General features: G+C 64.9%; 17 protein-coding genes and 2 pseudogenes. 8 read left to right on the forward strand and 11 right to left on the reverse strand.

Annotation, left to right across the window (positions count from 1 at the left end; genetic code table 11):
* Window positions 1-5: 5 nt before the first annotated feature.
* The 3 genes from CLU88_RS19155 (at window position 6) to CLU88_RS19165 (ending at window position 2593) form a co-directional block, all read left to right on the forward strand.
* Window positions 6-1070: an ABC transporter ATP-binding protein gene (locus CLU88_RS19155; protein ID WP_099657960.1), complete on the forward strand. Its 1065-nt coding sequence runs from the start codon at window positions 6-8 to the stop codon at window positions 1068-1070.
* Between the two features lie 123 nt (window positions 1071-1193).
* Window positions 1194-2168 (forward strand): glucokinase, encoded by a 975-nt coding sequence (locus CLU88_RS19160; protein WP_099657961.1) that lies wholly within the window; start codon window positions 1194-1196, stop codon window positions 2166-2168.
* A gap of 5 nt (window positions 2169-2173) precedes the next feature.
* Window positions 2174-2593: a VOC family protein gene (locus tag CLU88_RS19165; RefSeq protein ID WP_099659014.1), complete on the forward strand. Its 420-nt coding sequence runs from the start codon at window positions 2174-2176 to the stop codon at window positions 2591-2593.
* Window positions 2594-2792: 199 nt separating this feature from the next.
* Here CLU88_RS19165 and zwf read toward each other — a convergent pair whose 3' ends face one another.
* Entirely contained in the window at window positions 2793-4247 is a 1455-nt protein-coding gene (zwf, locus tag CLU88_RS19170) for a glucose-6-phosphate dehydrogenase (RefSeq protein WP_099657962.1), read from the reverse strand.
* 182 nt (window positions 4248-4429) lie between these two features.
* Here zwf and pgi point away from each other — a divergent pair, with 182 nt between their 5' ends.
* The 3 genes from pgi to CLU88_RS22880 all read left to right on the forward strand — a co-directional run bounded on the left by pgi (window position 4430) and on the right by CLU88_RS22880 (window position 7879).
* Window positions 4430-5992 carry a glucose-6-phosphate isomerase gene (gene pgi / locus CLU88_RS19175; RefSeq protein WP_099659015.1) on the forward strand — a complete coding sequence of 521 codons (1563 nt, stop codon included), beginning with the start codon at window positions 4430-4432 and terminating at the stop codon, window positions 5990-5992.
* 168 nt (window positions 5993-6160) lie between these two features.
* Complete coding sequence (locus tag CLU88_RS19180) at window positions 6161-7387, forward strand: AGE family epimerase/isomerase (protein WP_099657963.1); 1227 nt, start codon at window positions 6161-6163, stop codon at window positions 7385-7387.
* A 33-nt stretch (window positions 7388-7420) separates the two neighbouring features.
* A complete protein-coding gene (locus tag CLU88_RS22880; RefSeq protein WP_143226049.1) occupies window positions 7421-7879 on the forward strand; it encodes a hypothetical protein in 459 nt (152 codons plus the stop codon).
* A 16-nt stretch (window positions 7880-7895) separates the two neighbouring features.
* Here CLU88_RS22880 and CLU88_RS19190 read toward each other — a convergent pair.
* Window positions 7896-8836: pseudogene (locus CLU88_RS19190) on the reverse strand (SMP-30/gluconolactonase/LRE family protein).
* A gap of 99 nt (window positions 8837-8935) precedes the next feature.
* On the opposite strand from CLU88_RS19190, the gene edd reads away from it, so the two are divergent.
* Window positions 8936-10705 carry a phosphogluconate dehydratase gene (edd, locus tag CLU88_RS19195; protein WP_099657965.1) on the forward strand — a complete coding sequence of 590 codons (1770 nt, stop codon included), beginning with the start codon at window positions 8936-8938 and terminating at the stop codon, window positions 10703-10705.
* A gap of 118 nt (window positions 10706-10823) precedes the next feature.
* Window positions 10824-11453, forward strand: coding sequence for a bifunctional 4-hydroxy-2-oxoglutarate aldolase/2-dehydro-3-deoxy-phosphogluconate aldolase (eda, locus tag CLU88_RS19200; protein ID WP_099657966.1), 630 nt, complete (start codon window positions 10824-10826; stop codon window positions 11451-11453).
* Window positions 11454-11508: 55 nt separating this feature from the next.
* On the opposite strand, the gene CLU88_RS23560 is transcribed toward eda, so the two are convergent.
* The 9 genes and pseudogenes from CLU88_RS23560 to groES form a co-directional block, all read right to left on the reverse strand.
* Complete coding sequence (locus CLU88_RS23560) at window positions 11509-11943, reverse strand: ATP-binding protein (protein ID WP_369827698.1); 435 nt, start codon at window positions 11941-11943, stop codon at window positions 11509-11511.
* 115 nt (window positions 11944-12058) lie between these two features.
* Window positions 12059-12811 (reverse strand): annotated as a pseudogene (locus CLU88_RS23350) (sensor histidine kinase N-terminal domain-containing protein); the annotation flags it as partial.
* 74 nt (window positions 12812-12885) lie between these two features.
* Window positions 12886-13551, reverse strand: coding sequence for a response regulator transcription factor (locus CLU88_RS19210; protein WP_099657967.1), 666 nt, complete (start codon window positions 13549-13551; stop codon window positions 12886-12888).
* 15 nt (window positions 13552-13566) lie between these two features.
* Complete coding sequence (locus tag CLU88_RS19215) at window positions 13567-14346, reverse strand: cytochrome b/b6 domain-containing protein (RefSeq protein WP_099657968.1); 780 nt, start codon at window positions 14344-14346, stop codon at window positions 13567-13569.
* Window positions 14347-14354: 8 nt separating this feature from the next.
* Window positions 14355-14837 carry a diheme cytochrome c gene (locus tag CLU88_RS19220; protein ID WP_099657969.1) on the reverse strand — a complete coding sequence of 161 codons (483 nt, stop codon included), beginning with the start codon at window positions 14835-14837 and terminating at the stop codon, window positions 14355-14357.
* 26 nt (window positions 14838-14863) lie between these two features.
* Window positions 14864-15313: a DUF1924 domain-containing protein gene (locus CLU88_RS19225; protein ID WP_099659016.1), complete on the reverse strand. Its 450-nt coding sequence runs from the start codon at window positions 15311-15313 to the stop codon at window positions 14864-14866.
* 272 nt (window positions 15314-15585) lie between these two features.
* A complete protein-coding gene (locus tag CLU88_RS19230; RefSeq protein ID WP_099659017.1) occupies window positions 15586-15948 on the reverse strand; it encodes a hypothetical protein in 363 nt (120 codons plus the stop codon).
* 921 nt (window positions 15949-16869) lie between these two features.
* Window positions 16870-18522: a chaperonin GroEL gene (groL, locus tag CLU88_RS19235; RefSeq protein WP_099657970.1), complete on the reverse strand. Its 1653-nt coding sequence runs from the start codon at window positions 18520-18522 to the stop codon at window positions 16870-16872.
* A gap of 96 nt (window positions 18523-18618) precedes the next feature.
* Window positions 18619-18909 carry a co-chaperone GroES gene (gene groES, locus CLU88_RS19240; protein WP_099657971.1) on the reverse strand — a complete coding sequence of 97 codons (291 nt, stop codon included), beginning with the start codon at window positions 18907-18909 and terminating at the stop codon, window positions 18619-18621.
* Window positions 18910-19238: the final 329 nt, after the last annotated feature.

Here is a 19238-nt window from a genome sequence, read left to right on the forward strand (position 1 = left end):
AAATCATGGCGTCATCCCTCGACATTGCAGGCATCAACAAGCGCTTTGGCAAAGGCGAAAAAAGCGTGGAGGTGCTGCGCAAGGTGGACATCCACGTCGCGCCTGGCGAGTTCCTCATCCTGGTCGGCCCCTCGGGCTGCGGCAAGTCCACGCTGCTCAACATCATTGCGGGGCTTGATGAGCCCACAGAGGGTGAGATCCGCATCGGTGGCAAGAACGTGGTGGGCATGCCCCCGCGCGACCGCGACATCGCCATGGTGTTCCAGAGCTATGCGCTGTACCCCACCTTGAGCGTGGCCGACAACATCGGCTTTGCGCTGGAGATGCGCAAGATGCCCAAGGCCGAGCGCCAAAAGCGCATCGACGAAGTGGCGGCCATGCTGCAGATCAGCCACCTGCTGGACCGCAGGCCCAGCCAGCTTTCGGGCGGCCAGCGCCAGCGTGTGGCCATGGGTCGGGCGCTCGCGCGCCAGCCGCAGCTGTTCCTGTTTGACGAGCCGCTGTCCAACCTCGACGCCAAGCTGCGTGTGGAGATGCGCGCCGAGATCAAGCGCCTGCACCAGGCCAGCGGTATCACCAGCGTGTACGTGACACACGACCAGGTTGAGGCCATGACCCTGGGCTCGCGCATCGCGGTGATGAAGGGCGGCGTGGTGCAGCAACTGGGTACGCCCGACGAAATCTACAACCGCCCGGCCAACACCTATGTGGCCACCTTCATCGGCTCGCCCACCATGAACCTGCTGCGCGGTGCGGCCACGGGCGGGCAGTTTGGCATCCAGGGTGCGGCATTGAACCTGGCGCCGCCAGCATCGAGCGCCAACGAAGTGCTGCTGGGCGTGCGCCCTGAGCACTTGGTGATGCAAGACAGCGCCCCCTGGCGTGGCAAGGTCAGCGTGGTCGAGCCCACCGGCCCCGACACCTACGTGATGGTGGACACCGCTGCAGGCAGCGTCACGCTGCGCACCGACGCCCAAACCCGTGTGCAGCCCGGCGACGCTGTCGGCCTGGCGGTAGAGCCCGCCAACGCCCACTGGTTTGATGCCAGCAGCGAAAATCGCCTGGCGTGACAGGCAGGGCATGTCGGTCGGCATGTCCTCTGTCTTCGCAATCTCGGCTCAATTGCTATGAAAATAATAGCTTCTAGCGCTTATTGAGTAAGCGCTAGAGACCGTTTTTACTTAAATTACCGCATGACTCCCCTGCGCCTGCTGGCCGACATCGGCGGCACCAACATCCGCCTGGCCTGGCAAGACCAGCCCGATGGCCCCCTGCACGACACCCGCGTGCTGCCCTGCGCCCAGTTCCCCACGGTGGATGCTGCCATTGCCGCCTATCTGGCCGAGGTGAACATCCGCCCCCCGCGCGAGGCCGCCTTTGGCATTGCCAACCCGGTCACGGGCGACGAGGTGCGCATGACCAACCACAGCTGGTGCTTCTCGCAAAGCGCGTTGAAGGCGTCGCTGGGCCTGCAGCGCCTGGTGGTCATCAACGACTTCACCGCGCTGGCGTTGGCCCTGCCCACGCTGGCCCCCGCACAACTGCGCCAGGTGGGCGGCGGTGCGGCCGTGGCAGGCAGCGCCATTGCGCTGGTGGGCCCGGGCACGGGGCTCGGGGTCTCGGGCCTGGTGTTCCCGCCGGGGGCCAATCACGGTGTGCCGCTGTCGGGCGAGGGCGGGCATGTCACGCTGGCCGCGCAAACGCAGCGCGAGTTCGATGTGTTGGCCATCCTGCAAGAGCGCTACGGCCATGTGTCTGCCGAGCGCGCCGTGTGCGGCGCCGGGCTGGTAGACCTGTACCACGCGCTGCGCAGGCTGGCACAGCGCGGCGGCAAAGAGATCAGCTCGGCCGCCCAGGTGACCGATTTGGCCCTGCAATCTAACGACGCCCTGGCGTTGGAGGCGCTGGACTTGTTCTGCGGCTTTCTGGGCAGCGTGGCGGGCAACCTGGCCCTCACGCTGGGGGCGCGGGGCGGTGTGTACCTGGGCGGCGGCATGGTGCCGCGCCTGGGCACCTGGTTCGACCAATCCTCGTTCCGCGCGCGGTTCGAATCCAAGGGGCGCTTTCAGTCGTACCTGGCCGGCATTCCGTGCTGGATCATCGACCCCACGGCCACCCCCGCATTGCACGGCGCCGCGCGCGCGCTGGACATCGCAGGCACAGAGTGAGCGCCATGGCGGGTTCATCACCCCGGTCGTTGCAGATCGCGGGCATCCACCACGTAGCGATCATTGCCTCGGACTACGCCCGCTCCAAGCACTTCTACACGCAGGTGCTGGGCCTGCCTGTGGTGCACGAAACGTACCGTGCCGAGCGCCAGTCGCACAAGCTCGATTTGCAGCTGCCCGACGGGACGCAGCTGGAGCTTTTCTCCTTCCCCGCGCCGCCGCCGCGCCCCTCCTACCCCGAGGCCTGCGGCCTGCGCCACCTGGCCTTGCGCGTGGCCGACATGCAGGCCTGTGTGGCGCAGCTGGCCCAGCATGGTGTGGCGGTGGAGCCCGTGCGGGTAGACCCGTTCACTGGCGCGCTGTTCACGTTTTTGGCAGACCCGGATGGGTTGCCGATTGAGTTGGTGGGGCCTCAGTCGATATAGGTGTGGGCCGCTCCACCTCGCCAAGTGATGACGTTCGGGGGGCATTGGTGTGGGCATTGCACTGCATGTGAATACGGCGCGGGTAGTGCCAGCGGCAGCCGTGCAAGGGCCGCCCCGCCGCACTGGCTGCGTCCCCCTTCCCGAATTGCACGGCAATTCGAGAGAAGGGGGAAGGCGCGAAGCGCCTCAGGGGGATGTCCTACATCTCCTCGCTCCAGCAATTGCCATCGCGCGCAATCATGGCGCTGGCGGCGCGGGGGCCCCAGCTACCTGCGGCGTAGGGGCGGGGGCCTGCGGGGTCGTTCTTCCAGTACTGCAGGATGGGCTCCACCCAGCGCCAGGCTTCTTCCTGCTCGTCGCTGCGCACAAACAGGTTCAGGCGCCCGGCGATCACGTCCAGCAGCAGGCGCTCGTAGGCGCCCACGCGCTCTGCGCCAAAGCGCTGGTCAAAGTCCAGGTTCAGATGCACTTGCGAGAGGGCAGGCTCGGTCTGGTGTTGGGCCGCGCCTTGGGCCATCAGGTGCAGCTCCAGCCCGTCCTTGGGTTGCAGGTTGATCACCAGCCGGTTGGCTGCGCCCACGGGCGTTTTGAAGATGGGGTGCGGCACCGGGCGGAAGTTGATGACGATGTGCGCGTCGCGCCCCGCCAGCCGCTTGCCGGTGCGGATGTAGAACGGCACACCGGCCCAGCGCCAGTTCAGGATTTCGGTGCGCAGCGCCACAAAGGTTTCGGTGCTGCTGCTGGCGGGCACGCCTTTTTCTTGCGCGTAGCCCGGCACGCTCTGGCCCTGGTGCATGCCTGCGGCGTACTGCCCACGGATCACATGCTGCCCAATGGTCTCCAGCGTCCAGGGCTTGAGGGCTTGCAGCACCTTGAGCTTTTCGTCACGGATGGCTGTCGCGCCCGAGTTGATGGGCGGCTCCATGCCAATGGCGCACAGCAGTTGCAGTGCGTGGTTTTGCACCATGTCGCGCAGCGCGCCGGTCTGGTCGTAAAAGGCCCCGCGCGATTCCACGCCCAGTTCTTCGGCAATGGTGATCTGGATGTTGGCAATCGTCTCGCGCCGCCACAGGGGCTCGAACAGCGCGTTGCCAAAGCGCAGCGCAAACAGGTTCTGCACCGAGGGCTTGCCCAGGTAGTGGTCGATGCGAAAGACCTGTTCTTCTTTCAGCACGCGGCGCAGCGTGTCGTTGATGGCTTGGTTGGAGGCCAGGTCGTGGCCCAGCGGCTTTTCCAGCACCACGCGGGTGGTGGGACCGTTCAGGCCAACGGCGGCGATTTGCTCGCACACGTTGGTGAAGAGGCTGGGGGCGGTGGCCACATACATCACCACGGATTCCGCACCGCGTGCCTTCAGCACCTCGGCCAGGCGCTCGTAGTCCTGGGTTTTGGACAGGTCCATGCGCAGGTAATGCAGCAGCGCGGCAAAGCGGGCAAACTCGTCCGGTGTGGGGCGCTTGGCCAGTTCCACCGCGTCAAAGCGTGACTGGATCAGGCTGCGGTATTGTTCGTCGCTCAGATCGTCTCGCGCCACGGCAATAATGCGCCCGCCCTCGGGCAGCGTGCCATGCCGAAATGCCTGAAACAATGCGGGCATGAGCTTGCGCCAGGCGAGGTCGCCAGTGCCGCCAAACAGGACGAGGTCAAAACTCATGGTGTCTCCGTGATGGGTGGATCGTTTTGTTGCTCGGAATTGTAATCACGTTACATCGTTTTGCACCCTCTATCTCTGGATTGCAGTCTTTTGTAACCAGAAAGAATCTCGAAAATCAGCGCTTTTTTGTGTAATCAAGTTACTATCGCGGCGCTTTTCAATCTTCAGCCGACATGACGTTCATGCCCACCCGTTGCGATCAGACTGCACCTTGGCCCCTGCTGGAGGCCCACTTCACCGCCCAGGGCCGTGCCCTGGACATGCGCCAGGCCTTTGCGGCCGATGCAGGCCGCTTTGCCCACTTCAGCCAGTCTGCGCCGCATGTGTTTGCCGATCTGTCCAAAAACCTGTGGGACCAGGGCACCGAGGCGCTTTTGCTGGATTTGGCCCGCGCCACGGGGCTGGAAGCCCACCGCGACGCCATGTTTGCTGGCCAGCCCATCAACACCACCGAACACCGCGCCGTGCTGCACACGCTGCTGCGCCGCCCAGCGGGTGTGGTGCTGCCCGGTGATGTGCCAGAAACCCCCGAGCGCCTGGCAGATGTGCATCGCACGCTGGACGCCATGCTCGCGTTTGCCGAGCAGGTGCGCAGCGACGCATCGATCACCGATGTGGTGAACATCGGCATCGGCGGATCGGACCTGGGCCCGCACATGGCGGTGCGTGCGCTGGACGAGTTCCGCACGCCGGGCAAGCGCTTTCACTTTGTCTCAAATGTGGACGGGCACGAGCTGCACCATGTGCTGCAGGGCCTGCGTCCTGAGAGCACGCTGTTCCTGGTGGCTTCCAAAACCTTCACCACGGCCGAGACCATGATGAATGCGCACTCGGCGTTGGCGTGGTTTGCCGCCCAGGGCGGGCGCGATGTGGCGCGGCATTTTGTGGCGCTGTCGACCAACCTGGAAGCCACCCGCGCGCTGGGCATCACCACCACCTTTGGTTTTTGGGACTGGGTGGGCGGCCGCTACTCGCTATGGTCGGCCATTGGCTTGCCGCTGGCCATTGCGGTGGGCGCACAAGGCTTTCGCGATTTCCTGGCGGGCGGGCATGCCATGGACGAGCACTTTCGTACCGCACCGCTGGCGCGCAACCTGCCCGTGCGACTGGGGCTGCTGGACCTGTGGTACCGCAACTTCCACGGCTTTACCAGCCGCTGCGTGGCGCCGTACCACGCATCTATGGGGCGGTATGCGGCCTACCTGCAGCAGTTGGAGATGGAGAGCAACGGCAAGCGCGTGGCGCAAGATGGCAGCACACTGGCTTGCGCGACATCGCCCGCCATCTGGGGCGAGCCTGGCACCAATGGCCAGCATGCGTTCTTCCAGATGTTGCACCAAGGCACCGATGTGCTGCCCCTGGAAATCGTGGCTGTGCGCAAAGCCTCGCACCCGTTGCCCGGCCACCAGAAAAAGGTGCTGGCCAATGCCCTGGCCCAAACGCAGGCGCTGATGGTGGGCAAGGCCAGCGACGATGGCCAGCGCCACTTTCCGGGCAATCGGCCTAGCACGCTGATGCTGCTCGAATCGCTCAACCCCGCCTCGCTGGGCGCGCTGATCGCTTTGCAAGAGCACCGCGTGTTTGTGAGCGGCAGCCTGTGGGGCATCAACAGCTTTGACCAGTGGGGCGTAGAGCTGGGCAAGGTGCTGGCCAAAGACCTGGAAACGCGCCTGGACAGCGGCGATGCGACGGGGCTCGACAGCTCCACCGCTGGCTGGCTGGGCCTGCTGCGCAGCGTGGATTGATGCGCTATGCGTCCATCCCGTCCGTTCGGGCTGAGCCTGTCGAAGCCCAGCGCTGCGCATCTGCCTGCAAGCATCATCTATCAATAAACATCCGTTCACGCTGAGCTTGTCGAAGCGCTGCGCGAGGCTTCGACAAGCTCAGCCCGAACGGATCAGGAGACTCCCGCCATGACCGCGACCGCACCGGACTTCCGCTCCCCCGCTTTCCTGCGCCAGCACCTGCAGGACACCATGGCGTTCTACAACCCCGTGGCCACCGACCCCACGGGCGGCCAGTTTCATTTCTTCCTGGACGACGGCACGGTCTACAACCCCCGCACGCGCCACCTCGTCAGCGCCACCCGCTTTGTGGTCACACACGCCATGCTCTACCGCACCACGGGCGAGGCGCGCTACCAGGCGGGCATGCGGCATGCACTGCAGTTTCTGCGCAATGCATTTCTCGACCCCGCCACGGGCGGCTACGCATGGCTGATCGATTGGCAGGGCGGTCGCGCCACCGTGCAAGACGCCACGCGCCACTGCTACGGCATGGCCTTTGTCATGCTGGCCTACGCCCGCGCCTTTGAGGTCGGAGTGCCCGAAGCCCGCGAATGGCTCGCCCAGGCCTTTGACACTGCCGAACAACATTTCTGGCAACCCGCCGCAGGCCTGTATGCCGACGAGGCCAGCCCCGATTGGCAACTGACCAGCTACCGGGGCCAGAACGCCAACATGCACGCCTGCGAGGCCATGATCTCCGCCTTCCGCGCCACGGGCGAGCGCCGCTACATCGAGCGTGCCGAGCAGCTCGCACAAGGCATCTGCCAGCGGCAGGCCGCGTTGTCCACAGCCGCCAGCGCCCCCGCTGCCGAAGGCTGGGTGTGGGAACATTTCCATGCCGACTGGTCGGTGGACTGGGACTACAACCGCCACGACCGCAGCAACATCTTCCGCCCCTGGGGCTACCAGATCGGCCACCAGACCGAATGGGCCAAGCTGCTACTCCAACTCGATGCGCTGCAGCCTGCCGACTGGCACCTGCCTTGCGCGCAGCGCCTGTTCGATGCCGCTGTGGAGCGCGGCTGGGATACCGAGCACGGCGGCCTGTACTACGGCATGGCGCCCGACGGCAGCATCTGCGACGACGGCAAGTACCACTGGGTGCAAGCCGAAAGCATGGCTGCCGCTGCCGTGCTGGCAGTGCGCACGGGCGACGAGCGCTACTGGCAGTGGTACGACCGCATCTGGGCCTACTGCTGGGCCCACTTTGTGGACCACGAGCACGGCGCGTGGTTTCGCATCCTGCACCGCGACAACCTCAACACCACCCACGAGAAGAGCAATGCGGGGAAGGTGGACTATCACAACATGGGGGCGTGTTATGACGTTCTGGGTGTGGCAAAGCACGAGTAAGAATGCTGCTATCCACATGGACGTCTCAACCATATGACCAAACTCGAAAAGCTGTGCGCCGCTTATGAAGCGTTTGGAAGAGCCATCTCGGATGTGCCGGACACGTCCGCCAATAGACTTGCTCAATTAAGCTCCGGCGTTCGCGAGCTTGTCTCGGACGCATTTAAGCGAGTTCCCAAGCCCACACCATCACAAATTGCGGCTGGACTCGAGCAGAGTTGGCGTGAGACACCAATGTTGATTCAAGACATTCAGCCTGAATGGCGCGCCAAGGTTGCTGAGGCATGGCACACCGCTGCTGCTGGGTATTACCCTGAATTTCTTGTGAAGGAGGAGGATCGACTTAGAAAGATCTTCACGCGAGGCAAAATTAGAACCGAGGCAGAGTTCCATCTTGTCCGGCATGAAATTGACATTTTGGAAGGGGCGCCGGGCGACGCGACAAAGCTGCAGACGTTGTACCGATTGGTAGATTCTTTCGAAAGTCGGTAGTGACAATCAAGCTCACCTATGTCGGAGCATGTTCTTGAAATTGGTTCACTGAAAGGCCTGTCGTCTCGACTTGTAGCTTGAATAGCGACCCAGCTGGCACCGCTGCCTCCTGCTCCTCCACCGGTCTCCCCGCCCGTGCCGACGTGATGTACAGCGTCCGCAAATCCTCCCCCCAAAACACACCATGGTCGGGCACTGCACTGGCACTGCAATGCGCTGCAGCACCTCACCCGATGGCGAGAGTTGCAACACACAAGCGCCTTCGTACATCGCCACCCAGTAGTTGCCTTCCACATCCACCGCCGCGCCATCGGGCCTGCCGCCGTAAGGCTGGCCGTCCACCTTGCGGTCAAACTGCACCCAGGGGCGGCGGTGGGTGATTGCGCCCGTGGTCACATCAAAGTCAAACCGGTCGATGCGATGCTCCGGCGTGTTGGACCAGTACATCGTGCGGTTGTCGGGGCTGAAAGCCAGACCGTTGGCCGTGAAGTTGTCGCCCGCCATGTGGCGCACGCTGTAGCCCGTGGTGCTGCTGGCATCGGCTTGCAGGCACCACAGCGCGGCATGGGGTGCCGTGCGGGGCGTGATGACCGAGCCCGCCCAGAACCGGCCTGCGGTGTCGCAGCGGCCGTCGTTCAGGCGCAGCACAGCGGTGTCGTGCTGCTCGGGCGGCAGCAGGGCCAGGCAGGTGAGGGCGGTGGGATCTGCGCTGTCCTTCGCGGTATCCAGAAGATAGAAACCGTTTCGTAACCCGATTACCAGTCGCCCATCCGCCGCTGGCGCGCAGCAGCCGGGCTCGCTGGGCAAACCCCATTGCCGGTGTTGGCCGGTGCGGGGGCTCCACGCATGCACTGCAAAGCCCTGGATATCGCACCAGTAGAGCTGCTGTTCCTCGGGGTACCAGAAGGGGGACTCGCCCAGTTCGGACGGCGGCAGGGGCAGGATTTGCAGGGGCATGGGTTGAAGCGGGGTGGTTATCGAGTTACATTCTAGGGCCTCAGACAACGGGCTCCGGCACCATGCACGGGGCCTTGCCACCCACCGATGGAGACTTCCATGCACCCAGTTGTAGCGCGCGTGACCGAGCGCATTGTCCAGCGCAGCGCAGACACCCGCGGCGCCTACCTCGCAGGCATCGACGCCATGATCGCCCGCAAGCCCGCGCAAGACCGCATGGGCTGCGCCAACCTGGCCCATGCCTACGCGGCGCTGCCGGGCTCCGACAAGTTCAAGGTCACCGTCGAGAAGGCCCCCAACATCGGTGTTGTGACGGCCTACAACGACATGCTCTCGGCCCACCAGCCGTACCAGAGTTACCCCGCCGTTTTGCGCGACGAGGCTGCCCAGCATGGCGCCACAGTGCAAGTGGCCGGTGGCGTGCCCGCCATGTGCGACGGCGTCACGCAGGGCACGCCCGGCATGGAGTTGTCGCTGTTCTCCCGCGATGCCATTGCCATGGCCACTGCGGTAGCGCTGTCCCACGATGTGTTCGATGGCGCGCTGCTGCTGGGCGTGTGCGACAAGATCGTGCCCGGCCTGCTGATCGGTGCGCTGCACTACGGCCACCTGCCCTGCGTGTTTGTGCCTGCAGGCCCCATGGGCACAGGCCTGTCGAACAAGGACAAGTCGAAGGTGCGCGAGCAGTACGCGCAAGGCCTGGTGGGCCGCGATGAGCTGCTCAAGGCCGAGTCCGCCGCGTACCACAGCCCTGGCACCTGCACGTTCTACGGCACGGCCAACAGCAACCAGATGCTGCTCGAAGCCATGGGCCTGCATGTGCCCGGTGCGGCGTTTGAAGCGCCCGGCACCGAGGCGCGCGAGGCCTTCACGCGCCAGGCGCTGCGCACGGTGCTCGACATTGGCAAGCGGGGCAACCGCTTCACGCCTATCGGCAAGCTGGTGGACGAGCGCTGCATCGTCAACGCCATGGTGGCCTTGTTGGCCACGGGCGGCTCCACCAACCACTTGATCCATTGGGTGGCGATTGCGCGCAGTGCGGGCATCCTGATCGACTGGACGGACTTTGACGAACTCTCGTCCGCCGTGCCGCTGCTGGCCCGTGTGTACCCCAATGGCGATGCCGATGTGAACCAGTTCCAGGCAGCAGGCGGCCCGGCGTGGATCCTGCGCGAGCTGCTGGCGGGCGGCTACATGCACGCCGATGTGATGAGTGTGAACGCCGGTGGGATTGCCGCAGGCGGGCAGGGCGCACCAGTGGTGTCGGGCGACGAAACCGTGTTGCGCCCTGCGTCCAAGCCGTTCTCTGCAACAGGCGGCCTGCGTCTGCTGCAAGGCCGTCTGGGTCGCGCGGTGATCAAGGTGTCGGCCGTGCCGGAAGACCGCCACATCATCGAAGCGCCTGCGCGCGTGTTCGATTCGCAAGAGGCCTTGCTGGCCGCCTTCAGTGCGGGCGAAGTGCAGCAGGACATGGTGGCGGTGGTGCGCTTTCAGGGCCCGCAGGCCAACGGTATGCCCGAGTTGCACAAGCTCACGCCCCCGTTGGCCGTGCTGCAAAACCACGGTTTCAAGGTGGCGCTGGTGACCGATGGCCGCATGAGCGGCGCATCGGGCAAGGTGCCTGCAGCCATCCACGTCACACCCGAGGCGCTGGCCGGTGGCCCGCTGGCGAAGGTGCGCGATGGCGACATCGTGCGGGTCGATGCGGTGGCGGGTACTCTCGATGTGCTGGTCGATGACGCCACCTGGACGGAACGCACCCCCGCGCCCTACAACGCCCCGTCGCAAACCGGCTTTGGCCGCGAACTCTTCACCAACTTTCGCCGCCATGCTGGCGGCGCCGAACAAGGAGCCTGCACATGGCTGTAGCAGGACGCACCCGGTGGCCTGGCGAAGCCAGTTCCACGGGGGCACTGGTATCGCGTCACGCCAGTTTTGTAGGCCGCTTGCGGCATCCGACACCGAAAACACCAAGGAGCACAAACTCATGAACCCTCTTGAAATCGCCAGCCATGGCCCCGTCATTCCGGTCATCGTGATCGACCGCGTGGAAGACGCGTTGCCCCTGGCCGAGGCCCTGCTGGCCGGTGGCGTGAAGGTGCTGGAAGTGACGCTGCGTACCGCCGCCGCGCTGCCCTCTATTGAGGCGATTGCCCGCAACCTGCCGGAGGCGGTGGTGGGTGTAGGCACGGTGCTCAATGCCGACGATGCCCGCCGTGCGAGCGAGGCGGGTGCGCGTTTTGCGGTGAGCCCTGGCTACACATCTGAAGTGGGCAGCGCTTGCAAGGGCCTGAACCTGCCGCTGCTGCCCGGTGTGGCCACGTCGAGCGAGATCATGGCGGCGCTGGCCGATGGGTTCTCTTTCCTCAAGCTTTTCCCGGCGGAGGCGGTGGGCGGTATCCCGCTGCTCAAGTCCTGGGCCAGCCCGTTTGGCCAAGTCAGTTTCTGCCCGACAGGCGGCATCAGCCAGGCCACGGCGCCCAACTACCTGGCGCTGCCCAATGTGCGTTGCGTTGGGGGCTCGTGGTTGACGCCCTCCGATGCCGTGCGCGCGGGCGACTGGGCCCGCATCACCCAGCTGGCGCGGGATACCCACGCGCTGCGCTCGGGCCACTGACCTGTGGTTCAGCCAACGCCCTGGCATCGCGATTGCCACGGCGTTGGCGTATCGCCTACCACCCGACCTCCACGCGCAGGCCGCCCAGCGTGGGGCTGGTGCCGGTGTTCACGCTCAGGTGGTGCAGGCGCGCAATGCGCTGCACGATGGACCATCCCAGGCCACTGCCGCTTTGGCCCGTGCCCAGCACGCGGAAGAACCTTTCGCCCAGGCGCGCCTGTTCTTGCGGCGTCAGCCCAGGGCCGCTGTCTTCCACCACCAAGCACCCATGCCCACCCCCCATTGCCCGGTGAGGTGATGTGGAGGTGCACCTCGGCCCCTGATGGGCTGTAGCGCAAAGCGTTGTCCAGCAAGTTGCGCAGCAGCACGCGCGCCAGCGCCTCGGGCAGTGGGATAAGCAATCCGGGCGCCAGGGGCTCGTGCAGCACGATGCGTTGCTGCCGGCGGTTGGCGGTGGTTTGCAGATCGGCGGCCACCTGGCGTGCTGCATCGGTCAGTGGGGTGCTGTGGCCGGTGTCTCCGTCGCCGGTGCTGGTCGAGGTGGATTCGGCATCCAGCCGGGCCAATTGCAGCAGTTGCTCCACCAGCCGGGTGGCGCGGTCGCAGCCTTGCACGGTGGCTTCCAGGGCCTGCGTGCGCTCTTGGGCGTCGGTGGCACCCTGGGCCACTTGCGCCTGCATGCGAATCCCGGCAATGGGCGTGCGCAGCTCGTGGGCAGCATCGGCGGTGAATTGCTGCTCGGTGGCCAGCAGCCGGGCCGTGCGTTCAAACAGATCGTTCAGTGCCGTCACCAGCGGCAGCACCTCGGGCGGCACGCCTTGCGTGGGCAGCGGCGCCAGCGATTGCGGGCGCCGCGCCGCCACGGCCTGCCCCAGGCGCCCCAGAGGCCGCACCGATCCACGCACCACCCACCAGATGCCCAGGGCCAGCAAGGGCAGGGCCCAGGCCAGGGGCTTGAGGATGCTGGTCAGGCTGGCGAGCACGATCTCGTCGCGCACCGATTGCCTTTCGCCCACCAGGATGCGCACATCGCGCTCGCGCCCCGGGGTGACGAATACGCGCCAGGCTTTGCCCTCGACCTCGCTGTCGGCAAAGCCGCGCTTGCGCCGCTGTGCCAGTGGTTGCTGCGGCGCGCTGGCGGAGCGGGCCAGCAACTGGTCCTCGTGCCATAGCTGGAACACCACATGCGGCTGGTGCCGGTCCAGGTCGGGGGCCTCGTTCAGTTGTTTTTCATCGAGTTCGTCCAGCGGCTGCAGGCGCAGCAGGGCGGCGGTTTGCGCCAGGTGGGCGTCGAGCAGCTCGTTCACTTCATGGCGGGTTTCGCGCCACGCCAGGGCGGCCGCCAGGCTCCAGACCATCAGCACCAAGGCCAGCACGGTCGTCAGCAAGCGCGTTTGCAGCGAGCGCGGGGCCCGGGGCGGGGTGGCGTGGTTCACGTGGGCTCTCGCTGGATGCAGTAGCCCACGCCGCGCACGGTCTCGATCAGCGCGGCACCCAGCTTGCGCCGCAGGTGGTAGATGTGCACTTCCACCGCGTTGCTGTTGATCTCGCTGCCCCATTGGTACAGGCGCTGCTCCAGTTGGTCGCGGCTGAGCACGCGGCCCGCGTTCAGCAGCAGCGCGTGCAGCAGGTCGTACTCGCGGCCCGACAGTTCCACGGGCTGCCCGTGGGCCAGCACCCGGTGGGCGGCGGGGTCCAGCACCACATGGCCTGCTGTCAGGCAGGCATCGGTTTGGCCATGGGCGCGCCGCACCAGGGCGCGCAGGCGTGCGGCCAGCTCGTGCAGGTCAATGGGTTTGATGAGGTAGTCGTCGGCCCCGGCATCCAGCCCGGCAATGCGGGCGGGCACGGCATCGCGCGCTGTGAGCACCAGCACAGGGGTGGCGTTGCGGCGCGCGCGCACCTGGCGCAGCACCTCCATGCCGTCTTGCCGGGGCAGGCCCAGGTCCAGCACGGCGGCCTGGTAGGCACCGGTGGCCAGCTCGCGCTCGGCCGCTATGCCATCGCGCACCCAGTCCACCTGAAACCCGTGCTGCGCTAGGCCCGCGCGGATGCCCGAGCCCAGCAGTTCATCGTCTTCCGCCAGCAGGATGCGCATGGGGCGTTCTCTCCTTCAGTCGTCGTGCTTTTTGTCGTGCCTGATGCCGTACCTGTTGGGTGCATTCTCGCTCTGGTGGGCGTTTGTCCCCGCTGGGGCGGGTGGTGCGGCATTCCATTGCCATGCCCAGAAGGCGATCACACAGGCCGGTACCAGGGCCGCCAGAGCAGCGTGGTTGCGCGGCGCCAGATCAGGCCCCGGGCCCGGCACACGGCCTGTCAGCATGGGCAGGGCCTGGTTTTTGCGGCGCAACACGCTCAGCAAGGCCAGCAGGCTGATGTGGGCCAGCACCACGCACAGCAAGGTGTTGCCGAAGAACTCGTGCACCTCTTCCAGCCATTCGCCACCCCAGTCGTGCCACACCGCGTAGCCGCTGAGGGTGAGCGGCACCACCAGCGCCAGGATGAGCGCCATGGCCAGCGCCATCAGCAGGTTTTGGCCGGGCCGCCAAGTGGCGTGCAGGGCCGTTGGCGAGCGCACGGCGGCCAAGGTCTTGCCCCAGGCGGGCAGCCCCTGCAGCTTGCGCCACAGCACAGACAAGCGCACCGGGCGCGGCCCGAACACGCCCCACAGCAGGCGCGCCACCACCAAGCCTGCCAGGGTGTAGCCCAGGGTGACGTGCACCAGCCGCCAGCGCTCGCCGTCGGCCGTGAGGTAGGCCCCGGTGAAGCACAGGGCCATCAGCCAGTGCAGCATGCGTGTGGTGGCATCGACCACCCGGCGCGTGGGGGTGGTGGTGCGTGTGTTTGGCGACGCGGAGGGGCTCGAAGCAGGAGGTGCGGTGCGAGAGGTCATGGCAAGGCTCACTGGGGGATGCGAACACGGTCGTCGTCAAAGTCGCCCTGGTCGGCGCGGGTGTGGCAGGCCATGCAGTTGGCGCGGCTGCCCACGGCGGCGCGCTGCCAGGTGGCGGGCGCCACGGCGCGGTGCTTGCGTTCGAACCAGGCGGATTGGGTGATGCGGTCTTGCGGGGGCTCCTCGCGCACGCGCTTGTAGGTGCCTGCATGGGCCTCTAGCCACACGCCGATCTGGCGCACCAGAGCGGGGTCAAGCGATGCATCGGTGCCGTAGTGCTGCGGCAGCCCTTTCATCATGCGGGCCCAAGAGGCGGCAGGCAGCATGCCCGGTGGGTAGGCCGTGTGGCAGGCAGCGCACTCTTGCTGGTAGGCGGGCAGCATGGCCGTGGCGGGCATCTCGCGGCGGTCGGCCCAGGCGGCGGGAAGGGCGCATGCCAGGGCCAGCAGCGCGGCCCGTTGGCACACACGGCGCGCCCAGGCGGACGGCATTCTTTGGAATGGGTGAAGGTGCTGGATCATGGCTGGCTCTGGACGGGGCGGGTGGGAGTGCGCGCGTCCAGCTGCAGCAGCCAGGCCAGCAGGTCGGCCTTTTCGGTGGCGGTGCATTCGCGGCTGAGCACGTCGTTGCAGTTGCGCTTGAACCATTTGTCCACCTTAGCGGTGTTGGTGAAGCGCTCGGGGTTGAACGCGGGGGCCAGTGGTGCAATGGCCTTGCCCGTGCTGGCGTGGCGTGCAGGCGCCGTGGGCGGGTTGCCGTGGCACGACGCGCAAGACCATTCGCCGCCCTGGCGGTTGACGAACAGCTGGCGCCCGCGCTCGGCATTCACCGGCTGGCCGGAGGCATCGCTCCACCGCTGCATTTGCAGCGCTGCTGTGGTGTCGCCCGCATGGGCTGGCGCCAGCACCAAGGCCAGCGCCAGCCAAGCTGCTGACCGAAAAGCGTGGGGTGTAAGTGGGGTGTTCATGCCCACGATGGTGCTCACCGGGCATGAAGGATGGCTTAACGAGGGCGGTGCTTGCCACTGCTGCCTTCGGTGCTGTGGGTCTAGGGTATTTAATGAAAATGCCCGCTAGCGCTTTCAGAATAAGCGCTGGCAGCTATGGAAATGATAGTAAATGGTGCGTATTCCCAGTCAGTCATAGACCCGTGTGCGGGACGCGGGGGCTTCAGAAACGCAAAAGCCCGCAGGCCTTGCGGGCTGCGGGCGTGGGACCGTGCCGATGGGGCCGCGGGGCTCTAGACCCTGAGCGATCGCTCAATGTCTGTGAGCTTGTAGCGCGCCAGGGCGAGGTTGCCCTTGGCCTTGTCCAGAACCAGGTACAGGAACAGCCCCTCGCTGTTCGGGATCAGGCGGATCAAGTGGTATTGGTCGCCCAGGGTGATGAGGATGTCTTCAATGCCACGGCGCAGGCCCAGCATCTCCATGGTCTTGAGCTTGGCCTTGACCACTTCGGTGTTGCCTGCGGCGGCCAGATCCAGGTTCATGCCACTGCCTGCCTGGGCCAGGCACATGCCGCTGCGGTAGTCCACCACGGCGGCGGCCAAGGCGCCGTCAATGGTCATGGTGGTGTCCATGCACTGCTTTAGGTTGGAACTCATATCGTTGGTTTGTGAAAGGTTGTGGGCGTGTTGAAGGGCCAGTTCGTCCATGACGCTGAGCTTGCCCAGTTGCTCCATCAAGATGAACCACAAAGTTTGAGGGCTGCTGTCGGGCAGCTGGTACGCCTGGAGGTTTGCCAGGTGCTGTGCCGGTGCAGACCGAAGGACAGACTCCTCCATGAGCGCGTTGGGCATCAGGAGCGCCCAGACAGCGGGCGGACGAAACGCTGCCAGCCATTCCAGGGTGGCGCGCAGCAGATTCACCGAGCCTGGGCCGATCAGCAAGATGACCGCTGCGCTGGCCGGGGAGGGCAAGCTCAGTTCTTTGGCGCTGGCGGGGCGAAGCCAGTCAATTCTTGGGGCTACGGTGGCGTCTGCCAGGGGAATTTGCAGCCAGGGGCCTGGCCCCGAAACGTTGGCCACCCCCAGTGCGCCAGCGAATACAGACCCAGGCGCGCGGTGAGGTCAAGGACAGTGACGGTAGGGGAGGTGAAGGCCATGGCGTGAGGAAGAATGCGATGCCAAGGCGGTGTGCTGCACGAGTGCTCGCCTGGAATACCACCGGCAGTGGCCGGGTGAAGGCGAGTGTATCCAGGCGTTGCAAAATCATTTTTTCCAAGAAAAATGACGGACCAACCCATGCGGGTTGCCAATTGTGGATAAGCGTTAACTGCCGATATCGCTTAGACGCGAGGGGTGCATGCAATGGGGCGGGTGCGGTCGGGGCTTGCTCGCGCACCACAAGCCTTTCATACTGCTATGGGGCATTGATCCACCACATCCCTTTGAACGCCATCAGCCGTGCGCTCCAAGGATCCATGCAGGGCACACCAGGAGGCGGCGCTGCCCCATGAAAAAAGCCCGCAGGCCAGAAGGCCTGCGGGCTTTGTGTAGGGCTCTCGGGTCAGAGCGCCTGGGCCATTACATGCCCATACCGCCCATACCACCCATGCCGCCCATGTCAGGCATGCCGCCGCCAGCACCAGCTTCTTCCTTCGGAGCCTCTGCCACCATGGCTTCGGTCGTCAGCAGCAGCGATGCCACGGAGGCAGCGTTCTGCAGGGCCGTGCGGGTGACCTTTGTGGGGTCCAGAATGCCCAGCTCGAGCATGTCGCCGTACGTGTCGTTGGAGGCGTTGAAACCGTAGTTGCCCTTGCCGGCCAACACAGCGTTCACCACGACGGAGGCTTCGCCACCAGCGTTGTTCACGATTTCGCGCAGAGGCGCTTCGATGGCCTTGAGCACCAGCTTGATACCGGCTTCCTGGTCGGCGTTGTCGCCCTTGACCGAGTCACCGACGGCTTGCTTGGCACGCAGCAGAGCCACGCCGCCGCCAGCCACAACGCCTTCTTCCACAGCTGCACGGGTAGCGTGCAGTGCGTCTTCCACGCGGGCCTTCTTTTCCTTCATTTCGACTTCGGTGGCAGCGCCGACCTTGATCACGGCCACACCGCCAGCCAGCTTGGCCACGCGCTCTTGCAGCTTTTCGCGGTCGTAGTCGGACGTGGCTTCTTCGATCTGCACGCGCACTTGCTTGACGCGGGCTTCGATGTCAGCGGCAGCGCCAGCACCGTCGATGATGATGGTGTTTTCCTTGCCCACTTCGATGCGCTTGGCTTGGCCCAGATCGGCCAGGGTGACCTTTTCCAGGGTCAGGCCCACTTCTTCAGCGATGACCTTGCCGCCCGTCAGGATGGCGATGTCTTCCAGCATGGCCTTGCGGCGGTCGCCGAAGCCAGGAGCCTTCACAGCCACGACCTTCAGGATGCCGCGGATCGTGTTGACCACCAGCGTAGCCAGGGCTTCGCCGTCAACTTCTTCGGCAATGATCAGCAGGGGACGGCCAGCCTTGGCAACTTGCTCCAGCGTGGGCAGCAGGTCGCGGATGTTGCTGATCTTCTTGTCGAACAGCAGCACGAAGGGGTTGTCCAGAATGGCGGATTGCTTTTCTGGGTTGTTGATGAAGTAGGGCGACAGGTAGCCGCGGTCAAACTGCATGCCTTCCACGACGTCCAGTTCGCTTTCCAGCGACTTGCCGTCTTCCACGGTGATCACGCCTTCCTTGCCAACCTTGTCCATGGCGTCAGCGATCAGCTTGCCGATGGTTTCGTCGGAGTTGGCGGAGATCGAACCCACTTGGGCGATTTCCTTGGAGGTGGTGGTGGGCTTGGAAGCCTTCTTCAGCTCGATCACCAGGGCTGCAACAGCCTTGTCGATACCGCGCTTCAGGTCCATTGGGTTGATGCCAGCGGCCACGTACTTGAAGCCTTCGCGAACGATGGCTTGTGCCAGCACGGTGGCGGTGGTGGTGCCGTCACCAGCGTTGTCGCTGGTCTTGGAAGCCACTTCCTTCACGAGCTGGGCGCCCATGTTCTGCAGCTTGTCCTTGAGTTCGATTTCCTTGGCCACGGACACACCGTCCTTGGTCACGGTCGGGGCGCCGAACGAGCGCTCCAGCACCACATTGCGGCCCTTGGGGCCCAGCGTGACCTTGACCGCGTTGGCCAGGATGTTCACGCCTTCAACCATGCGAGCGCGGGCTTCGCCGCCGAAAACTACGTCTTTTGCTGCCATTTGGAGCTCCTAAATTGGGTTCAAACTGGCTGCCGGCGCTTGTCTGGAAAGCGCGAGCAGCTATGAAAAAATGAGTAAATCAGCAGGGAGAGAGAATTACTTCTCGACCACTGCGAACAAATCGTCTTCTTTCATGACCAGCAGCTCGTTGCCATCGACCTTGACGGTCTGGCCCGAGTACTTGCCGAACAGAACGCGGTCGCCGACCTTCACGTTCAGGGCGATCACGTCACCCTTGTCGTTCTTCTTGCCAGGGCCCACGGCCAGCACTTCACCTTGGTCAGGCTTTTCTGCAGCGTTGTCAGGGATCACGATGCCAGAGGCAGTCGTTGTTTCGCTTTCGATGCGCTTGACAATCACGCGGTCGTGCAGAGGGCGAAGGTTCATTGGATCTCTCCTGTGATGAAAGTTACGTGGCGCGCCAGAGGCCATCCCCAGCGCTTTGCAATTAATGGCACGGCATTGTTAGCACTCTGCCTGTGTGAGTGCTAATGATAGGGGCATTTGATGGCATTTCAAGGGCTGATCCTCTGGTGCACCCCACAACTTTTACCTGGGGCCAACTCGGGACGCTTTACCCGCTATATACAATCTGACAACACACTGAACGCTGTGGAGAGGGGAGTCCGCCCATCTTCGACTTTCCCAGGCGTTTCCTACTCCGCGCCTCTTGCCCTGTAAACACTCTTGCGATGCAGAGTGAGGCGCTCACTCTC

Origin of the sequence: Acidovorax sp. 56 (assembly GCF_002749705.1) — a bacterium.
Classification (GTDB): Bacteria; Pseudomonadota; Gammaproteobacteria; order Burkholderiales; family Burkholderiaceae_C; genus Acidovorax.

What these genes read in the sequence shown, in the direction of transcription:
- CLU88_RS19225 (WP_099659016.1), bottom strand. Translation starts at nt 15,313, where the DNA reads ATGAACACCCCACTTACACCCCACGCTTTTCGGTCAGCAGCTTGGCTG.
- edd (WP_099657965.1), top strand. Translation starts at nt 8,936, where the DNA reads ATGCACCCAGTTGTAGCGCGCGTGACCGAGCGCATTGTCCAGCGCAGC.
- CLU88_RS19165 (WP_099659014.1), top strand. Translation starts at nt 2,174, where the DNA reads ATGGCGGGTTCATCACCCCGGTCGTTGCAGATCGCGGGCATCCACCAC.
- CLU88_RS19210 (WP_099657967.1), bottom strand. Translation starts at nt 13,551, where the DNA reads ATGCGCATCCTGCTGGCGGAAGACGATGAACTGCTGGGCTCGGGCATC.
- CLU88_RS19180 (WP_099657963.1), top strand. Translation starts at nt 6,161, where the DNA reads ATGACCGCGACCGCACCGGACTTCCGCTCCCCCGCTTTCCTGCGCCAG.
- CLU88_RS19160 (WP_099657961.1), top strand. Translation starts at nt 1,194, where the DNA reads ATGACTCCCCTGCGCCTGCTGGCCGACATCGGCGGCACCAACATCCGC.
- CLU88_RS23560 (WP_369827698.1), bottom strand. Translation starts at nt 11,943, where the DNA reads ATGCAGCACGCCAGGTGGCCGCCGATCTGCAAACCACCGCCAACCGCC.
- CLU88_RS19215 (WP_099657968.1), bottom strand. Translation starts at nt 14,346, where the DNA reads ATGACCTCTCGCACCGCACCTCCTGCTTCGAGCCCCTCCGCGTCGCCA.
- CLU88_RS19230 (WP_099659017.1), bottom strand. Translation starts at nt 15,948, where the DNA reads ATGAGTTCCAACCTAAAGCAGTGCATGGACACCACCATGACCATTGAC.
- CLU88_RS19155 (WP_099657960.1), top strand. Translation starts at nt 6, where the DNA reads ATGGCGTCATCCCTCGACATTGCAGGCATCAACAAGCGCTTTGGCAAA.
- pgi (WP_099659015.1), top strand. Translation starts at nt 4,430, where the DNA reads ATGCCCACCCGTTGCGATCAGACTGCACCTTGGCCCCTGCTGGAGGCC.
- zwf (WP_099657962.1), bottom strand. Translation starts at nt 4,247, where the DNA reads ATGAGTTTTGACCTCGTCCTGTTTGGCGGCACTGGCGACCTCGCCTGG.
- groL (WP_099657970.1), bottom strand. Translation starts at nt 18,522, where the DNA reads ATGGCAGCAAAAGACGTAGTTTTCGGCGGCGAAGCCCGCGCTCGCATG.
- CLU88_RS22880 (WP_143226049.1), top strand. Translation starts at nt 7,421, where the DNA reads ATGACCAAACTCGAAAAGCTGTGCGCCGCTTATGAAGCGTTTGGAAGA.
- groES (WP_099657971.1), bottom strand. Translation starts at nt 18,909, where the DNA reads ATGAACCTTCGCCCTCTGCACGACCGCGTGATTGTCAAGCGCATCGAA.
- eda (WP_099657966.1), top strand. Translation starts at nt 10,824, where the DNA reads ATGAACCCTCTTGAAATCGCCAGCCATGGCCCCGTCATTCCGGTCATC.
- CLU88_RS19220 (WP_099657969.1), bottom strand. Translation starts at nt 14,837, where the DNA reads ATGCCGTCCGCCTGGGCGCGCCGTGTGTGCCAACGGGCCGCGCTGCTG.